The following is a 15,959-nucleotide window of genomic DNA, read 5'->3' as shown; positions in this document are numbered from 1 at the left end:
AAGGTAGTTATTGCCTTTGTGCGCTCTCGAAGCGCAAGATATATATCCATGGCCGGCCCGGGTGGCAGGCTGGCGGGTGTTGGACCGGGAACTGGAATAGAGTGCTTTTTCGACGCCGAAAGCCTGACGGCTTGATTGAGCGGGTGCGTACTTATCTTTGGCCGCGCCGCTCGTTCTCGCGTTCCGTGCAATATTTCTCCAAGCGCATCCTGCGGCTGAAGGCGACGCCGCATTCCGTCGCCGCCGGCGTCGCCGCGGGTGTCTTTGCCTCTTTCTTTCCGCTCGGCTTCCATTTCGTGGTTGCCGCGGTGCTTTGCTGGATCATTGCCGGCAATCTGGTGGCCGCGGCACTTGGCGCGGTGTTCTTCGGCAACCCGCTGACCTTCCCGCTGCTGTGGGGCGCGTCGTGGGAAACCGGCAAGCTGATTCTGCATGACCATCTGCCCAAACACGGACCGCCCGAGCATCTCGGCGAAATGATGCACAAGCTCTCCTTCGCCAAATTGTGGCATCCGGTGCTGGAACCGATGCTGATCGGCGCGGTGCCGCTCGGCCTGGTCTTCGGACTTGTCTTTTATGGCATCACGCGCTGGGGCATGACCGTGTTTCGCGAACGGCGCAAGCAACGCATGGCCGAACGGGCCGAGAAAGCCAGGCATGGCGGGCGCGAAGTGCCTGCGCAATGATCCTCGGCATCGGCAGCGACCTCATCGACATCAGACGCATCGAAAAGTCGCTGGAACGGCACGGCCAGCGCTTTGTCCAACGCATCTATACCGAGGTCGAACAGGCGAAGTCCGAGAAGCGCGCGGCCCGCGCGGCGTCCTATGCCAAGCGCTTCGCCGCCAAGGAGGCCTGCGCCAAGGCGCTTGGCACCGGCATGGCCGAGGGCGTGTTCTGGCGCGACATGGGCGTGATCAACCTGGCGAGCGGCGCGCCGACCATGGCGCTGACCGGCGGCGCCGCCGTCCGGCTGGAAAAAATCCTGCCCAAGGGCCATCGCGCGCTCATCCACCTCACCATCACCGATGATTTCCCGCTTGCTCAAGCCTTTGTGATCATCGAGGCGGTGCCGGTCGAACAAGCGCCACATTGATTCCATCTGACCACGACGGCATGACGTTGCCCAGCGCGCGCCGAGACTCTATAGAACGAACGCACAATCGAGGACGACATGAGCGTGGCTGAAAAATCAGAGAAGAAATCCGGCGGGCTTGGCGAGACCTTCTCCGTCATCATCCAGGCGCTGCTGCTCGCGCTCGTCATCCGCACGCTGCTCTTTCAGCCTTTCTCCATTCCGTCCGGGTCGATGCGGCCGACGCTGCTCGAAGGCGATTATCTCTTCGTCACCAAATGGGCTTACGGCTATTCGCGTTACTCGCTGCCATTCGGCCCGAACCTGTTCTCCGGCCGCATCTGGGGTTCGGAACCCAAGCGCGGCGATGTCGTCGTGTTCAAGTTCCCGCCGGACCCGTCGGTCGACTACATCAAGCGCGTCGTCGGCCTACCCGGCGACAAGATCCAGATGAAGAACGGCGAGCTCTTCATCAACGGCGTCGGCGTGCCGCGTGTGAAAACCGGCCAGATCGACAACCCCGATGTCACCGAGGTCGACCGTCCCGTCGATGTCTACCGCGAGACGCTGCCCAATGGCGTCAGCTATGACACGCTCGACCTGACGCCGAATTCGATTGGCGACGATACGCGCGAGTTCGACGTGCCGCCCGGCCACTATTTCATGATGGGCGACAACCGCGACAATTCCTCCGACAGCCGCTTCACCGTCGGCTTCGTGCCCGCCGAGAACCTCGTCGGCCGCGCCAATCTCATCTTCTTCTCGATCGCCGGTGGCGCCAGCCCGCTCGAAGTCTGGAAGTGGCCGTCGGAGATGCGCGCCGGGCGCCTGTTCAATTTCGTTCACTAAGGCCATGGCGCCCAACAAGCGTCTGACCGCCGATGCCCTTGCCGAAGCGCTTGTGGAGCGCACCGGCCATGCCTTCACCGACCGCCAGCGCCTGCAACGGGCGCTGACCCATGCCAGCGCGCGCTCGACCCATGCCGGCGTCGACTATGAGCGCTTCGAGTTCCTGGGCGACCGTGTTCTCGGCCTTGTCGTGGCCGATATGCTGCTTGCCGCCTTTCCAGATGCCGCCGAGGGCGAGCTGTCGCTGCGCCTCAACGCCCTGGTCAATGCCGAGGCGCTGTCCGAGATTGCCGAGGAGATCGGCCTGCCGGATCTGGTCCGCGCCGGCTCGGACGTGCGCAACCTCGAAGGCCGCAAGCGCACCAACCTGCGCGCCGACGCGCTGGAATCGCTGATTGCCGTGCTTTATCTGGATGGTGGCCTCGAAGCTGCCCGCGCGTTCATCCACCGCTACTGGCAACCGCGTTCGCAGGCGGTCGGTGCCGCGCGCCGCGATCCAAAGACCGAATTGCAGGAATGGGCGCACCAGGCGGCTGCCGGCGCTGTTCCCGCCTACCGGATCGACGGCCGCGAAGGGCCGGACCACGATCCGCTGTTCACCGTTAGCGTCAAGGTTGGCGCCTTCGCCCCGGCCATCGGCAGCGGCCGCTCCAAGCGCGAGGCGGAACAAGCGGCAGCCGCTGCCCTTGTTGCGCGAAGGCGTATGGAACGCGGCATGACAGAAATAGAATCTACCGAACCCCCGAAACCCCTCAAACGCACTCCGGCTTCGTCGCGCTGATCGGCGCGCCCAATGCCGGCAAGTCGACGCTGGTCAACCGGCTCGTCGGCGCCAAGGTGTCGATCGTCACGCACAAGGTGCAGACCACCCGCGCCATCGTGCGCGGCATCGCCACGCATGAGAACGCGCAGATCGTCTTCGTCGACACGCCAGGCATCTTCAAGCCGAAGCGCCGGCTCGACACCGCGATGGTGACCACCGCCTGGGGCGGCGCCAAGGACGCCGATATCGTGCTGCTCCTGATCGACGCCGAGCGCGGCATCAAGGGCGACGCCGACGCCATTCTCGAGCGGCTGAAAGATGTCCGCCAGCCAATGGTGCTGATTCTCAACAAGGTCGACCGGGTCAAGCCCGAGGCGCTGCTGGCGCTCGCCGCGACCGCGAATGAGCGCGTGCCGTTCAAGCGCACCTTCATGGTCTCGGCGCTGACCGGCTCCGGCTGCAAGGATCTGCTCGACTATCTGGCCGAAACATTGCCGGCCGGTCCTTGGTATTATCCCGAGGACCAGATCTCCGACCTGCCGATGCGCCAGCTCGCGGCCGAGATCACCCGCGAAAAGCTTTATCTGAGGCTGCATCAGGAGCTTCCCTATTCCTCGCATATCGAGACCGAGAAATGGGAAGAGAAGAAGGACGGCTCGGTGCGCATCGAGCAGGTCATCTATGTCGAGCGCGACAGCCAGAAGAAGATCGTGCTCGGCCACAAGGGCGAGACGATCCGTGCCATCGGCCAGGCGGCGCGGATGGAGATTGCAGGCATTCTCGAGCAGAAGGTGCACCTCTTCCTGTTCGTCAAGGTGCGCGAGAACTGGGGCGACGACCCCGAGCGCTACCGCGAGATGGGGCTGGAGTTTCCTCATTGATGCATGTCGCTTAAAACTGCCCGGCAATCCTGGGCAGCGACATGCATGAGCCAAAAGTAGCCATCGATACGGACCTCGTGCGCCGCCTGGTCGATGCGCAGTTTCCGCAGTGGCGGCATCTGCCGGTGACCCCGGTGGCCTTCGGTGGCTGGGACAACCGCACCTTCCATCTCGGCGACGAGATGACCGTGCGCTTGCCGAGCGCCGCGCCATATTCGTTGCAAGTCGAGAAGGAACATCGCTGGCTGCCCAGGCTCGCGCCGCGTCTGCCATTGCCAATACCGACACCATTGGCGATGGGTGAGCCGGCGGAAGACTACCCTTGGCATTGGTCTGTCTACCGCTGGATCGAGGGCGAGACGGCAAAGACAGCGCACATCACGGATCTTCGGGCGTTCGCGGTCGCATTGGCCGATTTCTTGATTGCGCTGAGGCGTATCGATCCAACGGACGGGCCTGCGCCGGGCCAGCATAATTTCTACCGAGGCGGCCCTCTGACCGTCTATGACGGTGAGGCGCGGCAAGCCATCGCCGCGCTCGAAGGCAGGATCGACACGCAAGCCGCCACGGACGTCTGGGAAGCAGCGCTTGCCGCCAACTGGCACCGTTCGCCCGTCTGGTTCCACGGCGACGTCGTCTGGGGCAACCTCCTGGTCGCGGATGGTAGCTTGAGCGCCATCATCGATTTCGGCACATCCGGCGTCAGCGACCCATCCTGCGACCTCGCCATCGCCTGGACCTTCTTCGAAGGCGCCAGCCGGGAAGCTTTTCGCGAGCGCATCGCCGTCGACAAGGCGACCTGGGCGCGCGGCCGCGGCTGGACGCTATGGAAGGCGCTGATCACGGTCGCCGGACACGACGCCAACCAGGCCGAGGCCACAAGGCAGCGCCGCGTGATCGACGAAGTGCTCGCCGATCATAGGAAGTTTGCGTGATTGAAGGCTAAAGCAAGCCTTTGGCTCAAAGGTCGGCTGGTGACGTGAATAGCTTAATCCTGACGGCATCAAATCGTATCGGGAAGAGCCGCAATTGCAGCTCGCAATTTTGCGTTAGGTCGAGGACTACGTTCGAGCAATTCGAGAATTCGGTTGAAATCGCGCTCGGACAACTTGATCGTTTCGGCCACCTTGGCTGCCTCGTCTGCTTCGGCCGTGGCGTTGAATTGATCGGTTTTGGCGCTGGGTCGCCTAGGCATGATCGTTCCTTTGGCCCGATGTACAACCAATTCATATAACCGAAAGTGGCTGCTTGTGCAGCGGCGCGCCTGAAGAGTCCCCGCTGAGTGCCAAAACTTGATTTCGCCACGCAAGAAGTGAAAAGCTTCGGTCATGGAATGGCGCGACGAGGGAATCATTCTCGGCACCCGCAAGCATGGCGAGACCAGCGCCATCCTCGAGGTGATGACGCGCGCCCATGGCCGCCATCTCGGCCTGGTGCGCGGCGGCCGTTCGCGCAAGCAGCAGCCGGTGCTGCAGCCCGGCAACCGCGTCGAGCTTCTGTGGCGGGCGCGGCTGGACGAGCATCTCGGCACGTTTCAGGCCGAGGCCATCGAGATGAACGCCGCCCGTTTGATGGACAGCGCGGTCGCGGTCTACGGCCTGCAGACCATGGCCGCGCATCTCAGGCTTCTGCCCGAGCGCGACGCCCATGGCGGGCTTTACGAGGCGCTCGCCGTGATGATTTCGCATCTCGACGATGCCGACGCCGCCGGCGAACTGGTGGCGCGCTTCGAGCTGCTGATCCTCGACGAACTCGGCTTCGGCCTCGACCTCACCCAATGCGTGGCGACTGGCTCCAGGCAGGACCTCGCCTATGTCTCGCCGAAATCAGGACGCGCCGTCTCGCGCGCGGCGGGCGAGCCCTGGCATGACAAGATGCTGGCGTTGCCGGCCTTCCTGCAGCGCGGCGCCGGCCTGCGTGCCGATGCGGCGGCGCTTGAGGACGCTTTCCGGCTGACCGGCTTCTTCTTCACCCGCCACGTCTACGAGCCGCGCGGCCTCGAGCCGCCGGATCACCGCGCCGGCTTCCTTGGCGCGCTGCGCCGCCATCATGCGTCGGCAAGCGCGCTTCCCGTGCAAGGCAACGGAGAGACCGCACGGTAAGCGACATGGAAATCTATCCCGGCCGGGTCTCGCCGCTCGGCGTCGGCACCATTCCGCATGAGGATATCGAGAAATACTCAGGATTGGAGCTGCTGCAGCGCATCATCGACGGCAAATACCCGGTGCCGCCGATCTCGTTTCAGCTGAACTTCACCCTCACCGAAGTCTCGGAAGGCCGCGCGGTGTTTCGCGGCATGCCGAGCGAGCGGCATCTCAACCCGCTGGGCACGGTGCATGGCGGCTGGGCGGCGACGCTGCTCGATTCGTCCCTTGCCTGCGCCGTGCAGACCCTGCTTGCCAAGGGCGAGGCTTATACGACGGCGGAATTCAAGGTGAACCTGACGCGGCCGATCACGCCCAAGACCGGCGAGGTGATCTGCGAGGGCAAGGTCATCCACAAGGGCCGCACGCTCGCCGTTTCGGAAGCGACGCTGAAGGATCTGAACGGCAAGCTGCTCGCCTTCGGCACCGAGACCTGCTCGATCTTTCCGGCCGGCAATCTGGCGCGCTGAGCCAGGCGGTACTTTAATCGGCGTTCCGCCGCCGCTCCAGGAAATCATCGAGGATGGCAAGCTGGCCTTTGAGGATCTTGAGGCCGGCCTCGGGCAGTGTAAACCAGCCGGCTTTGTCCACTTCGGGAAATTCCTTGATGGTCCCCGATTTCGGCGGCCATTCCATGGTGAAAAAATTGCTCTTGACGGCATTGATGTCGACATCGGCCTCGACGCTGAAGGCAATCACGATCTTGCCGCCCGGCTGCTTGTAGCTGCCGACGGGCTGGAAATCGCCGTCGATGCTGACGCCGAGCTCTTCTTGCGCCTCGCGCCGGGCGGCGTCGAGTTCATCTTCCCCGTCTTCGATGAGCCCCTTCGGGATCGACCATGCGCCCTCATCCTTGCGCGCCCAGAACGGGCCGCCGGGATGGACCAGCAGGAATTCGAAGACACCGGCGGTGCGCCGGTAGATCAGCAGGCCAGCGCTTCGCCGCGGCATCGGCAGTCCTCATCGCGGTTTCCGGACGTTTCGAGAATAGCACGAGTATTTCGCGGCGGATGGTGGGCAATTTCATTGGAAAAGCGCGGCCCCGTCGGCGCATTGGCATTGGATAAGGCCGGCGGTTGCTGGCAACCGGCATCGAAACATGCTCGATCTTGCTGGCCGGCAAGGCGCTGATTTGGATAGCCGTCTCATTGCCGTATTTGTCGGCCTTATTTGCCGGCGACCGCTGGTCCGGTTTGAGGGGAAACCGCCATGTTTTTCAGCCTGATCGCGATTGCCGCCGTCATTGCCTTGTTCGTCATCGTTTCGCGTCTCCAGAAGCGCATTGCCCTGGTCGAACGCGAGCTCACCACGCTGCAAGGCCTTGTTGCCGCAGGGACTGCGCTCCCTGCGTCCAAGTCGACTGAAGCTGCGCAGGAAGCCGCGCCCGAACAAGCCAAGCTGGCCTCGGCAGCCGCCGCCGCTCTGCCCGAAGACGAGAACGTGGCCAAGCCGGGGTTCGCCGAGGACAAGCCTGTAGCTGGACTTGGGACGAAGGGCGAGGCGGGTTCGGAAGGTTCCACCGAACCAGCCAAACCGGAAGAGCCTGCCACACCTGTCGAGGCAGCACAGGCCGCGAGAAAAACCGATGTCGAGACGGCGCTCGGCACTCGCTGGGCGGTCTGGGTCGGCGGCATCGCGCTGGCGCTGGGCGGCCTGTTCCTGATCCGCTACACGATTGAGGCCGGCATTTTCGGTCCTGGCGTGCGCCTCATCATGGCCGGCATCCTCGGGCTGGTGCTGGTTGCCGGCGCCGAATTCATCCGCCGCACCGGCTTCAAGGTACCGGTGCAAGGTGCGGCCGGCGCCTACATTCCGGCGATCCTGACCGGGGCGGGGGCCTTCATCCTGTTCGGCACGGTCTATGCCGCGCACGGTATCTACGGCTTCATCGGTCCGGCGCTGGCCTTCGCGCTGCTCGGCGCCATTGGTATCGCGGCCATTGCCGCTTCGCTTATGCATGGCCTGGCGCTCGCCGGCATCGGCCTTGTCGGCGCCATGGTCACGCCTGCGCTGGTTTCCTCGCAAGCACCCAATCCCTGGGCGCTGTTCGTTTATCTGGCGATCGTGCTCACCGCGACCGCGGCCGTCGCGCGCATTCGCAACTGGAGGGCGCTGGTCGCCACGGCCTTCGCCGGCAGCGGCATCTGGACCATCCTCTACATGAGCGATGCGCCGGATGCGAACCTCGCCTCGATCCTGTTCATCAGCCTGGCCACGCTTGCCGTGCTTGCCCTCGTCTGGCTGGCCGCGCGGGACGATACCGAGCGTGGCTTCGACTGGCCGTCGATCGTGCCTGGATTCTTCATTGCGTTGAGTGCGCTCGGCCTGTCCGTCGATCCGGCCTTTGCCCCTGCGGGCGATGCCTTGCATGGCGCGATACTGCTGGCAGCCCTGGTCGGCGTGGCGTTCTACCGGCCGCGCGCGATGCCGCTTGTCTTCACCGCCGGGCTGGCCACGGTGATGATCTATCTCGGCATCATTCCGCCGACCACTGTCGGCGCCGATGCGCTCGATGTCGGGCTCGGCGCCCAGCCTTTGGCGGCGCCCGGCACGCTGACGTTCCGTATCGGCATTGTGCTTGCCCTGATTTTCCTGACCGCCGGCTTCTGGGCGGCACGCCGCTTCGTCGTCACGGCTCGCATGCGCGCGGCTTGCTGGGCGGCGTGGGGCGTCATTGTCCCGTTGGTCGTGTTGATGGCGCTGTGGTTCACCTTCGGTGATATCGACCGCGACCTTGGCTACGCGCTGCCGGCGCTGCTCCTGGTGCTTGCCTTCGCCGCCGGTGGCGAATGGATCGCGCGGGCGGAAGAACCGCGATTTGCCGGCGGCCTGGCCGTGTCCTTCGCACTGGCCGGCGCCGGTCTTGCCGGCCTCTTGATGCTGCACATGGCCTTCGGCTCCGGCTGGACCACCGTGCTGCTCGGCGCCGCGGCCATCGTGCCGGCGCTGGCGACGCGCTGGCGCTCTTATCCCGTATTGGGCTGGATCGCGGTGGGTGCCGCGGTCGCCGTGCTCGGCCGCATCGCCTTCGACCCGACCATCGTCGGCGCGGCGGCGTTGTCGAGAACGCCCGTCTTCAACTGGCTGCTCTTGGGTTACGGCGTGCCGGCGCTCGCCTTCGGCTTTGCCGCCTGGCAGCTCGCCCGTACCACCAATGGCCGGCCGCGCCTCGCCATGGAGGCGGCCTCGGCGCTGTTTGCGCTGTTGACCATTGCGATGCTGGTGCGCCACGCCATGCATGGCGGCGTCATCGACACCGGCACCGTGACCCTTGCCGAACAGGCGATCTACACGCTGATTGCGCTCGGCGCCGGCGCCATACTCGTCGCCATCGACATGCGCTCGCCGAGCTCGGTGCTGCGCTATGGCTCGATGGCCGTCGGCGTGGTCTCGGCCGGCCTGATCGCCGTCCAGCATTTCATTGTGTTGAACCCGCTGCTGACGGATGAGTCGACCGGCACAATCCCGGTCTTCAACCTGTTGTTCATCGCCTATCTGCTGCCGGCGGTGGCGGCCGGAGCGCTGGCGTTTTATGTCCGCGACAAGCGCCCGAAATGGTACGCCGCGATGCTGGCGCTGGTCGCGGCGCTGCTTGCCTTCGCCTATGCCACGCTTTCGGTGCGGCGCGTCTTCAAGGGCGAATTCATCGCCCTGTGGAGCGGCCTCAGCCAGCTCGAGACCTACACCTATTCCGCGCTCTGGCTGGTCATTGGCGTGGCGCTGCTCACCGCCGGCGTCTGGCTGAAGTCGCAGGTGTTGCGCATCGCTTCCGCCGCGCTGATTGCGGTCGCCGTGGTGAAGGTGTTCCTGTTTGATATGTCGGAGCTCGAAGGCGTGCTGCGCGCTCTCTCCTTCATCGGTCTCGGCGCCGTGCTGATCGGCATCGGGTTGTTCTATCAGCGGCTGTTGACCAAGGCGGCGAAAGAGGAGTGATGCCCTCTCGGCTTGTTTGAATATCCAAAATGGAATATATGAATATTCGCCGGGAGATATTCATATGCCGCTCTACATTCGCGACGACGAGGTCGATGCGCTGGCGACAAAGTTGCAGCGCGAGACCAATGCTTCGAGCAAAACCGAAGCCGTGCGGACAGCCCTACTGCACGAGCTTGAACGCCATCGCGCCAAAGTGCCGCTGCGCGACCGGATCGCTAAGCTGCAGGCGGAGGCGAAGAAGCTCGGTCTGCCCAATCCCGACTTCGACATGAAGAAATTCACCGATGAACTGTGGGAAGACTGATGTTCGTCGACGCTTCGGTGATCGTCGCCATTCTCAACCAGGAACCGGGCTGGGAGGAATTGTCCAAACAGCTCTCCGAACCGGTCGACTTCTACGTGTCCGCCATGGTTCGTTTTGAAGCGACGCAGGCTCTGGCGCGTGCCGGCGCCGGTTCCCGCAAGCCGACCTCTGAAGCCCTGCTGACGGCGCGCGATCTGGTGGATCGGCTGATCGTGGAAATTGGCGGAGAAAATGTATCGATCGGCGAGGAGATCGGTTCGCGCGCTATCGATGCCAGCGCTCGCTATGGCAAGGCCGTCGGCCATCAAGCCGATCTCAATTTCGGCGACTGCTTTGCCTATGCGTGTGCGAAGGCGCTCGCCATTCCGCTGCTCTACAAGGGCAATGATTTCATGCTTACGGATTTGAGATAATTCGGCTTTCTCGTTGATTGACGGGAATAAACCGCCACCCGCTGGCGTTATTCCTTTGCTTGGGTAAACCGGAGCGGGTGGTCCGTTTCGTGCTGACTGCTTGCGCCGCGCCGACAAGGCGCGTTTTATCGGGACGAAAGCGACCTCGAAAACAAGTGGTCATGGACGACAAGAAGGCAGCAATCCTGAGCGAGATACCACGGCTGCGGCGCTACGCGCGCTCGCTGCTGCGCGACCGCGATTCCGCCGACGATCTCGTCCAGGACTGCCTGGAACGGGCACTCGTGCGGCTCGACAACTGGCAGACTGGAGAAAGCCCCCGGAGGTGGCTGTTTACGATCATGCATCACTTGTTCATCGACCAGATGCGCAAGGTCAACCGGCGCGGCGAGGCGGCGATCCTGCCTCTCGAAGCCGGCGAAGCCCAGTCCGCGCCCGCCGATCAGGTCGAAACCATTGCCTCGCGCGAGATCATGGATGCCTTGCAGGCGATCAGCCCCGATCGCCGCGCCGCACTGGTCATGGTCGCCATCGAAGGCTTTTCCTACGCCGAGGCAGCCAACATCCTCGGCGTGCCGGCTGGCACGCTGATGTCTCGCATCGCGCGCGGCCGCGAGGAACTGCGTGGGCTGCTCGACGATACGGCGCGCCGCCGCTCGATAAGGGTGGTCGAGAAATGACCCGCCGCGATTTCTCCGAACGCGATATCCACATGGCCCTCGATGGCGAGCTGCCGGGCGAGGAGCGCATGGCCTATGACGCCTGGCTTGAAGCCAACCCCGAGATGAAGGCGAGGGCCACGCGCTACATCGCCGATCGTGCGGCACTTCGCTCGGCCTTTGCCGGCGTGATGGACGAGCCGGTGCCGGCCAGGCTGCGTCAGGCGGTATTCGGTGAAGCGACAGCGAGAACGCCTGCCTGGCGCTCGCGCTGGTGGCTTTCAGCGGCTGCCGCCGTGGTGCTCGCGGTTGGCGGGCTTGGCGGCTATGTCGCCGGCATCGATGGCATCGGCAAGACGGACGAAAGCGACGACCTGCTCGCCGAGCAGGCGATCGCCGCTCATGTCATCTACGCCGCCGAGAAGCGCCACGCGGTCGAAGTTCCGGCAAGCGACAAGGACCATTTGCAGACCTGGCTCTCCGACCGCATCGGGCTGAAGCTGGTGGCGCCTGATCTGGCCAGCGAGGGTTTCGAACTGGTCGGCGGCCGGCTGCTGCCGGCAGGCCAGGGCAAGGCCGCCATGCTGCTCTATGAAGATGCCAAGGGCGAGCGCATCTCGCTGTTCGTCACCGCCGAATCGTCGGCGACGACCAGGGGCACCTACACAGCCGAGGCCGATGGCCCGGAGGCTGTCTATTGGCTCGACAAGGGCTATGGCTGCGCCGTCGTCGGCTCGCTGCCGCCCGAGCGCCTGTCGGCGGTGGCCAAGAGCGCCTATGGCCAGCTTGTGGCCGGCATTTCAAGCTGAACCGGCTGCCTCGGCGCGAGACGCTTCAGGCAGCCGGCGGTCTTTCAAAACAAGGATGCTGTTCAAAGATTCCGCCCTTCCTTGCCGATGCGGAAACTGTCACAATTCGGCCCTAATCAAGGAGCGATAGCGCTTGATGGATGCTGGCATTTCCGGCTGGCGTCCGTTTTTTGCCGGGGCCGTTTCCACAAACTCAATCGAGGTTCTCCCAAGCCCTTATGCCTGCCGAGATCCGCAAGGCCCGCGCATCAGACGTCGATGACCTCGCCGCCATCGAAAAGGCGGTGTTCTTGAGCGATCGCTTGTCGCGTCGCTCCTTCCGCCAGTTGATCGAACGCGAGACGGCCAAGATGCTGGTGGCTGAAAACGAGGGACGCGTCGCCGGCTATGCGGTGGTGCTGTTTCGCAAGGGCAGCGGCGTGGCGCGCCTCTATTCCATCGCGGTCAGCCCCTTCTTCGGCCGGCTCGGCATCGGCCGCCAGCTTCTGGCGGCGGCGGAGGATGCGGCCTTTGAGCACGACCGCCTGTTGCTGCGCCTCGAAGTGCGCGAGGACAATGACCGCGCCATCCGCGTCTACGAGCAGGCCGGCTATCGCAAATTAGGCCGTGAGCCCGACTATTACGAGGATGGTGCGACTGCGCTGCGCTATGAAAAGACGCTGCGTGGCGACACCCCGATCGCCACCAAGGTGCCGTTCTACCAGCAGACCTGCGAATTCACCTGCGGCCCGTGCTGCCTGATGATGGCGATGGCTAATTTCGACAGCGGCTTCGTGCCCGACCCGGTGATGGAAATCCGTCTGTGGCGAGAGGCCACCACTGTCTTCATGATGTCGGGTCCAGGCGGTTGCGAGCCTTTCGGCCTGGCGGTCTCCGGCTATGAAAGCGGGCTGGCGGCGGAGATCTTCGTTTCCTTCTACGGCGCGCTGTTTTTGCAGTCGGTGCGAAGCGAGGACAAGCGCCGCGTGATGGAGCTCGCCCAGGTCGATTTCCGCCGCCGCGCGGAACTTTACGGCATCCCGGTCAATTACCGTCCGTTCGGCATCGACGACATCCGCGCAGCCTTGGCCGAGGGCAAGCTGGTGGTGGTGCTGGTCAGCGGCTTCCTGATGTTCGGCAAGAAGGTGCCGCATTGGGTGCTGGCCATCGGCGATGACAGCGACCATATCCTGATCCACGACCCCTGGGTCGAGGACGAAAGGCAGGAAACCATTCTCGACGCCGCCAACATTCCAGTGCCTTACGACATCTTCATGAACATGGCGCAGTTCGGCCGCGACGGCTTGCGGGCCGCCATCACTCTGGGAAAACGCTAAGACAATGACCTGGGTCATCCTCACAGGCAGGCAGAACGACATCGATCAGGTGGCCACGCCCCACAAGATCATCACCAACCGCGACTACCTCGCCCATCCCGCGCTGTTCCGCGGTCAGCGGCCAAAGGTGATCAACCTGTCGAACAATTACGGCTACCAGAGCCGCGGCTATTATGCCTCGTTGCTCGCCGGGTCGCGCGGCCACAGGGTGATCCCGACGGTCGAGACCATGATCGACCTGTCCGAGCGCAAGCTCTACGAGCATGCGCTGCCGGAACTGGAGCTCGCTTTGAACAAATGCCGCAAGGATCTCGGCGGCGTCTTTCCAACCAAGGTCGCGATCTTCTTCGGCATCGGCCCGTCCAAGGTATGGGACCGTTTCGCCAAGTTGCTGTTCGACTGGTTTCGCGCGCCGGCGCTGGAGGTCCACATCAAGGACAGCGCCGAATGGGCCTCGATCCGTAAGATCGGCTTCCTGCCGCTCGCTCGCATGAGCGACGAGGAGGAAGGTTTCTTCCTGCAGTGCTTGGACACCTATACCAACCGCGAATGGCGCGACACCAAGGGCCGCACGCCGGCGCGCTACACTTTCGCCACGCTGGTCGACCCGCATGAGGAATTGCCGCCGTCGGAAATCTCCTCGCTGCGCTATTGGGCAAGGATCGCCGAAAAGATGGGCGTCGAAGTCGAGCCGATCACCAGGAAGGACCTGGCCAAGCTTGCCAATTACGACGCGTTGTTCATCCGCGAGACCACCTCGATCTCCAACCATACCTATCGTTTCGCGCGCCGCGCGCAGCAGGAAGGCATGCCGGTGATCGACGATCCGCTGTCGATGATCCGCTGCACCAACAAGGTCTATCTCAACGAGCTGATGACCTACAACAAGGTGCCGGTGCCGCCGACGGTGATGATCGCCGGCACGTCCGATTTCGAAGTCGCGGCGCAGACGCTGGGCTTCCCGCTTGTGCTGAAGATCCCGGACTCCTCCTTCTCGCGCGGCGTCAAGAAATGCGAGAACATGGCCGAGCTGACCACGCTCGCCACCGAATGGCTGGACGATTCCGACCTGTTGATCGCGCAGAAATTCATCCCGACCGAATATGATTGGCGCGTCGGCGTGCTCGGCGGCCAGCCGCTGTTTGCCGTGCACTATCTGATGGCGAAAAAGCACTGGCAGATCGTCAACCACAAGGCCAACGGCAAGCCGGACCAGGGCGGCATCAAAACCTTCACGCTGAAGCAGACGCCGCAGCATGTCGTCGACACCGCGGTCAAAGCGGCAAAATGCATCGGCGATGGCCTCTACGGCGTCGACCTCAAGGAGACCAAGGACGGCGTGTTCGTCATCGAGGTCAACGACAACCCCAATCTCGACCATGGCTGGGAGGATTCCGGTGAGAAGGACGAGCTGTGGGTGCGGCTGACGCAGTGGTTCCTGGAACGCCTTGAGCGGCCGGACAAGTAGCAGCCGGACAGGTGGAACTGGGGAATTGGGGAATTGAGGAACTGGGGAATTGAAGAACTGATGAATGAGGGAGTAAGGACGGAATGCCTCTGTTGTTGGATTCATTCTTCAATTCTCCAGTTCCTCAGTTCCTCAAGTTCCTCGTGGCTGCGATCGGAAGGAGATCTATCGCCGCTTTAACGACAAGGGGCGACTGAAGCCCGACGAACTTGTCGTCCATCACAGCTGGATCGCCGGCGACATGAGCCGCTGCTTCCTGCTGGTCGAGACCGACGACGTGACGATCCTGCAGCGCTGGGCCATCGAGTGGAACGACCTGGTCGAGTTCGAGATTATTCCGGTGGCAACCAACAAGGACATGGTCGCGGCCCTGGCAGCTCACCTCTAGGCGTTTCGCTACCGGTCAATCAGCGCCGGCGATTTGACCGCGCGCACGCATTCCCCGATCAGCCACTGCCGGAACGCCACCACGACGTCGCGTCTTGCGCTGCGTTCCGGGATCGTCAGGCAATAGGGCTGGCGCAACTCCAGTGATTGCGTGGCGGGCCGAACCAGCCTGCCGTCTTGCAGCGCCTGGGCACAATAGATGCCTTGAGCCAGCGCCACGCCCAGTCCCGATATGGCAAGGTCGAGGGCCGCCCGCGACGAATTGGCCGACAGGCCGCGCTGCGCGGACCGGGCGGGCTCGATGCCCGCCACCTCGAACCAGTTGCGCCAGGACGGGAAGGATGCGCCGGTCGGTCCCCAGTCGGTGTGGATCAGCGGCATGCCGGCGAGGGCCGGGGATCTGATCCCGTCGGCAAGCTCCGGCGCGCAGACGGGATAGACCGCGTCCTTGACGATCTCCTGAGTCGGATGCTCGCGATAGTGCGGCCCGTAGGAGAGCCGGATGTCGATCAGCTCGCGGTCGAACGGCACCGGATCATCGTCGCCTCTGAGCGAAATGTCGGCGGCGCCATGACTGAGGACGAAGCCGGCGAGACGCTCGGAAAGCCAGCCCATCGCCATCGACGGTGGCACCGAGATCACCAGCTTCGGCCGGAAGGCGTCGCCAACATCACGCGCGACGCTGCCGAGCTCCTGGAAGGCCAAGGTGAGCCGGGGCAGCATCTCGACGCCGGCTTCGGTCAGCACGACGCGCCGGTTGACGCGATGGAACAGTTTTCGGCCCAACTGCTCCTCGACGATGCGGATGAGCTGGCTTACGGCGGCTGCTGAAACCGAGAGCTCGTCGGCCGCCGCCGCAAAACTGCCGGTGCGTGCGGCGGCCTCGAAAGCCTGCAGTCCGCGTAGCGAGGGAAGTGCGACCATGGCCATCGCTTAGATAAGTTCAGCTTATCTA

General features: G+C 63.7%; 17 protein-coding genes and 2 pseudogenes. 16 read left to right on the top strand and 3 right to left on the bottom strand.

From position 1 onward, the window contains the following. Positions 1-101: 101 nt before the first annotated feature. The 6 genes and pseudogenes from ACVDG8_RS06775 (at position 102) to ACVDG8_RS06750 (ending at position 4,503) form a co-directional block, all read left to right on the top strand. Positions 102-686, top strand: coding sequence for a DUF2062 domain-containing protein (locus ACVDG8_RS06775; RefSeq protein ID WP_447254021.1), 585 nt, complete (start codon positions 102-104; stop codon positions 684-686). Next, complete coding sequence (acpS, locus tag ACVDG8_RS06770) at positions 683-1,096, top strand: holo-ACP synthase (RefSeq protein ID WP_447254020.1); 414 nt, start codon at positions 683-685, stop codon at positions 1,094-1,096. Before ACVDG8_RS06775 ends, acpS begins: the two co-directional genes overlap by 4 nt. Positions 1,097-1,174: 78 nt before the next feature. Continuing rightward, on the top strand, positions 1,175-1,924 hold the full coding sequence (gene lepB, locus ACVDG8_RS06765; protein WP_447254019.1) for a signal peptidase I: 750 nt from the start codon (positions 1,175-1,177) through the stop codon (positions 1,922-1,924). Continuing rightward, positions 1,911-2,643 (top strand): annotated as a pseudogene (gene rnc / locus ACVDG8_RS06760) (ribonuclease III). The gene lepB and the pseudogene rnc overlap by 14 nt, the downstream one beginning before the upstream one ends. Next, a pseudogene (era, locus tag ACVDG8_RS06755) lies at positions 2,628-3,568 on the top strand (GTPase Era). Before rnc ends, era begins: the two co-directional pseudogenes overlap by 16 nt. Positions 3,569-3,609: 41 nt before the next feature. Then, the gene (locus ACVDG8_RS06750) at positions 3,610-4,503 is read left to right on the top strand and encodes an aminoglycoside phosphotransferase family protein (RefSeq protein ID WP_447254017.1); all 894 of its coding nucleotides are present in this window, start codon (positions 3,610-3,612) and stop codon (positions 4,501-4,503) included. Between the two features lie 68 nt (positions 4,504-4,571). On the opposite strand, the gene ACVDG8_RS06745 is transcribed toward ACVDG8_RS06750, so the two are convergent. Next, positions 4,572-4,898 (bottom strand): type II toxin -antitoxin system TacA 1-like antitoxin, encoded by a 327-nt coding sequence (locus tag ACVDG8_RS06745; RefSeq protein WP_447254016.1) that lies wholly within the window; start codon positions 4,896-4,898, stop codon positions 4,572-4,574. On the opposite strand from ACVDG8_RS06745, the gene recO reads away from it, so the two are divergent. Together recO and ACVDG8_RS06735 are read left to right on the top strand one after the other, a co-directional pair. Continuing rightward, positions 4,897-5,670 carry a DNA repair protein RecO gene (gene recO / locus ACVDG8_RS06740; RefSeq protein ID WP_447254015.1) on the top strand — a complete coding sequence of 258 codons (774 nt, stop codon included), beginning with the start codon at positions 4,897-4,899 and terminating at the stop codon, positions 5,668-5,670. The two genes, ACVDG8_RS06745 and recO, sit on opposite strands and share 2 nt — an antisense overlap. Before the next feature lie 5 nt (positions 5,671-5,675). Next, entirely contained in the window at positions 5,676-6,182 is a 507-nt protein-coding gene (locus tag ACVDG8_RS06735; RefSeq protein ID WP_447254014.1) for a PaaI family thioesterase, read from the top strand. Between the two features lie 13 nt (positions 6,183-6,195). Here ACVDG8_RS06735 and ACVDG8_RS06730 read toward each other — a convergent pair whose 3' ends face one another. After that, entirely contained in the window at positions 6,196-6,663 is a 468-nt protein-coding gene (locus tag ACVDG8_RS06730; RefSeq protein ID WP_447254013.1) for an NUDIX domain-containing protein, read from the bottom strand. Between the two features lie 258 nt (positions 6,664-6,921). Here ACVDG8_RS06730 and ACVDG8_RS06725 point away from each other — a divergent pair, with 258 nt between their 5' ends. The 8 genes from ACVDG8_RS06725 (at position 6,922) to ACVDG8_RS06690 (ending at position 15,005) form a co-directional block, all read left to right on the top strand. Further along, complete coding sequence (locus tag ACVDG8_RS06725) at positions 6,922-9,645, top strand: DUF2339 domain-containing protein (RefSeq protein WP_447254012.1); 2,724 nt, start codon at positions 6,922-6,924, stop codon at positions 9,643-9,645. Between the two features lie 64 nt (positions 9,646-9,709). Next, positions 9,710-9,952, top strand: a complete 243-nt coding sequence (locus ACVDG8_RS06720) for a type II toxin-antitoxin system VapB family antitoxin (RefSeq protein ID WP_447254011.1) — start codon at positions 9,710-9,712, stop codon at positions 9,950-9,952. Further along, positions 9,952-10,365 (top strand): type II toxin-antitoxin system VapC family toxin, encoded by a 414-nt coding sequence (locus ACVDG8_RS06715; protein WP_447254010.1) that lies wholly within the window; start codon positions 9,952-9,954, stop codon positions 10,363-10,365. The genes ACVDG8_RS06720 and ACVDG8_RS06715 overlap by 1 nt, the downstream gene beginning before the upstream one ends. A 161-nt stretch (positions 10,366-10,526) precedes the next feature. After that, entirely contained in the window at positions 10,527-11,045 is a 519-nt protein-coding gene (locus ACVDG8_RS06710; RefSeq protein WP_371012627.1) for a sigma-70 family RNA polymerase sigma factor, read from the top strand. Then, complete coding sequence (locus ACVDG8_RS06705; RefSeq protein ID WP_447254009.1) at positions 11,042-11,833, top strand: anti-sigma factor family protein; 792 nt, start codon at positions 11,042-11,044, stop codon at positions 11,831-11,833. The genes ACVDG8_RS06710 and ACVDG8_RS06705 overlap by 4 nt, the downstream gene beginning before the upstream one ends. Positions 11,834-12,051: 218 nt before the next feature. Then, a complete protein-coding gene (locus ACVDG8_RS06700) occupies positions 12,052-13,149 on the top strand; it encodes a peptidase C39 family protein (RefSeq protein WP_447254008.1) in 1,098 nt (365 codons plus the stop codon). A 4-nt stretch (positions 13,150-13,153) separates the two neighbouring features. Next, positions 13,154-14,617, top strand: coding sequence for a RimK family protein (locus ACVDG8_RS06695; RefSeq protein WP_447254007.1), 1,464 nt, complete (start codon positions 13,154-13,156; stop codon positions 14,615-14,617). 103 nt (positions 14,618-14,720) lie between these two features. Then, positions 14,721-15,005, top strand: coding sequence for a DUF3303 domain-containing protein (locus ACVDG8_RS06690; protein WP_447257251.1), 285 nt, complete (start codon positions 14,721-14,723; stop codon positions 15,003-15,005). A gap of 8 nt (positions 15,006-15,013) precedes the next feature. Here ACVDG8_RS06690 and ACVDG8_RS06685 read toward each other — a convergent pair whose 3' ends face one another. Continuing rightward, the gene (locus ACVDG8_RS06685; protein ID WP_447254006.1) at positions 15,014-15,928 is read right to left on the bottom strand and encodes a LysR substrate-binding domain-containing protein; all 915 of its coding nucleotides are present in this window, start codon (positions 15,926-15,928) and stop codon (positions 15,014-15,016) included. Between the last annotated feature and the right edge of the window lie 31 nt (positions 15,929-15,959).

The sequence above is a fragment of the Mesorhizobium sp. ORM8.1 genome, from assembly GCF_053005525.2.
Note: the sequence above shows the minus strand (reverse complement) of the source record. Positions and strands in the feature narration are given on the sequence as shown.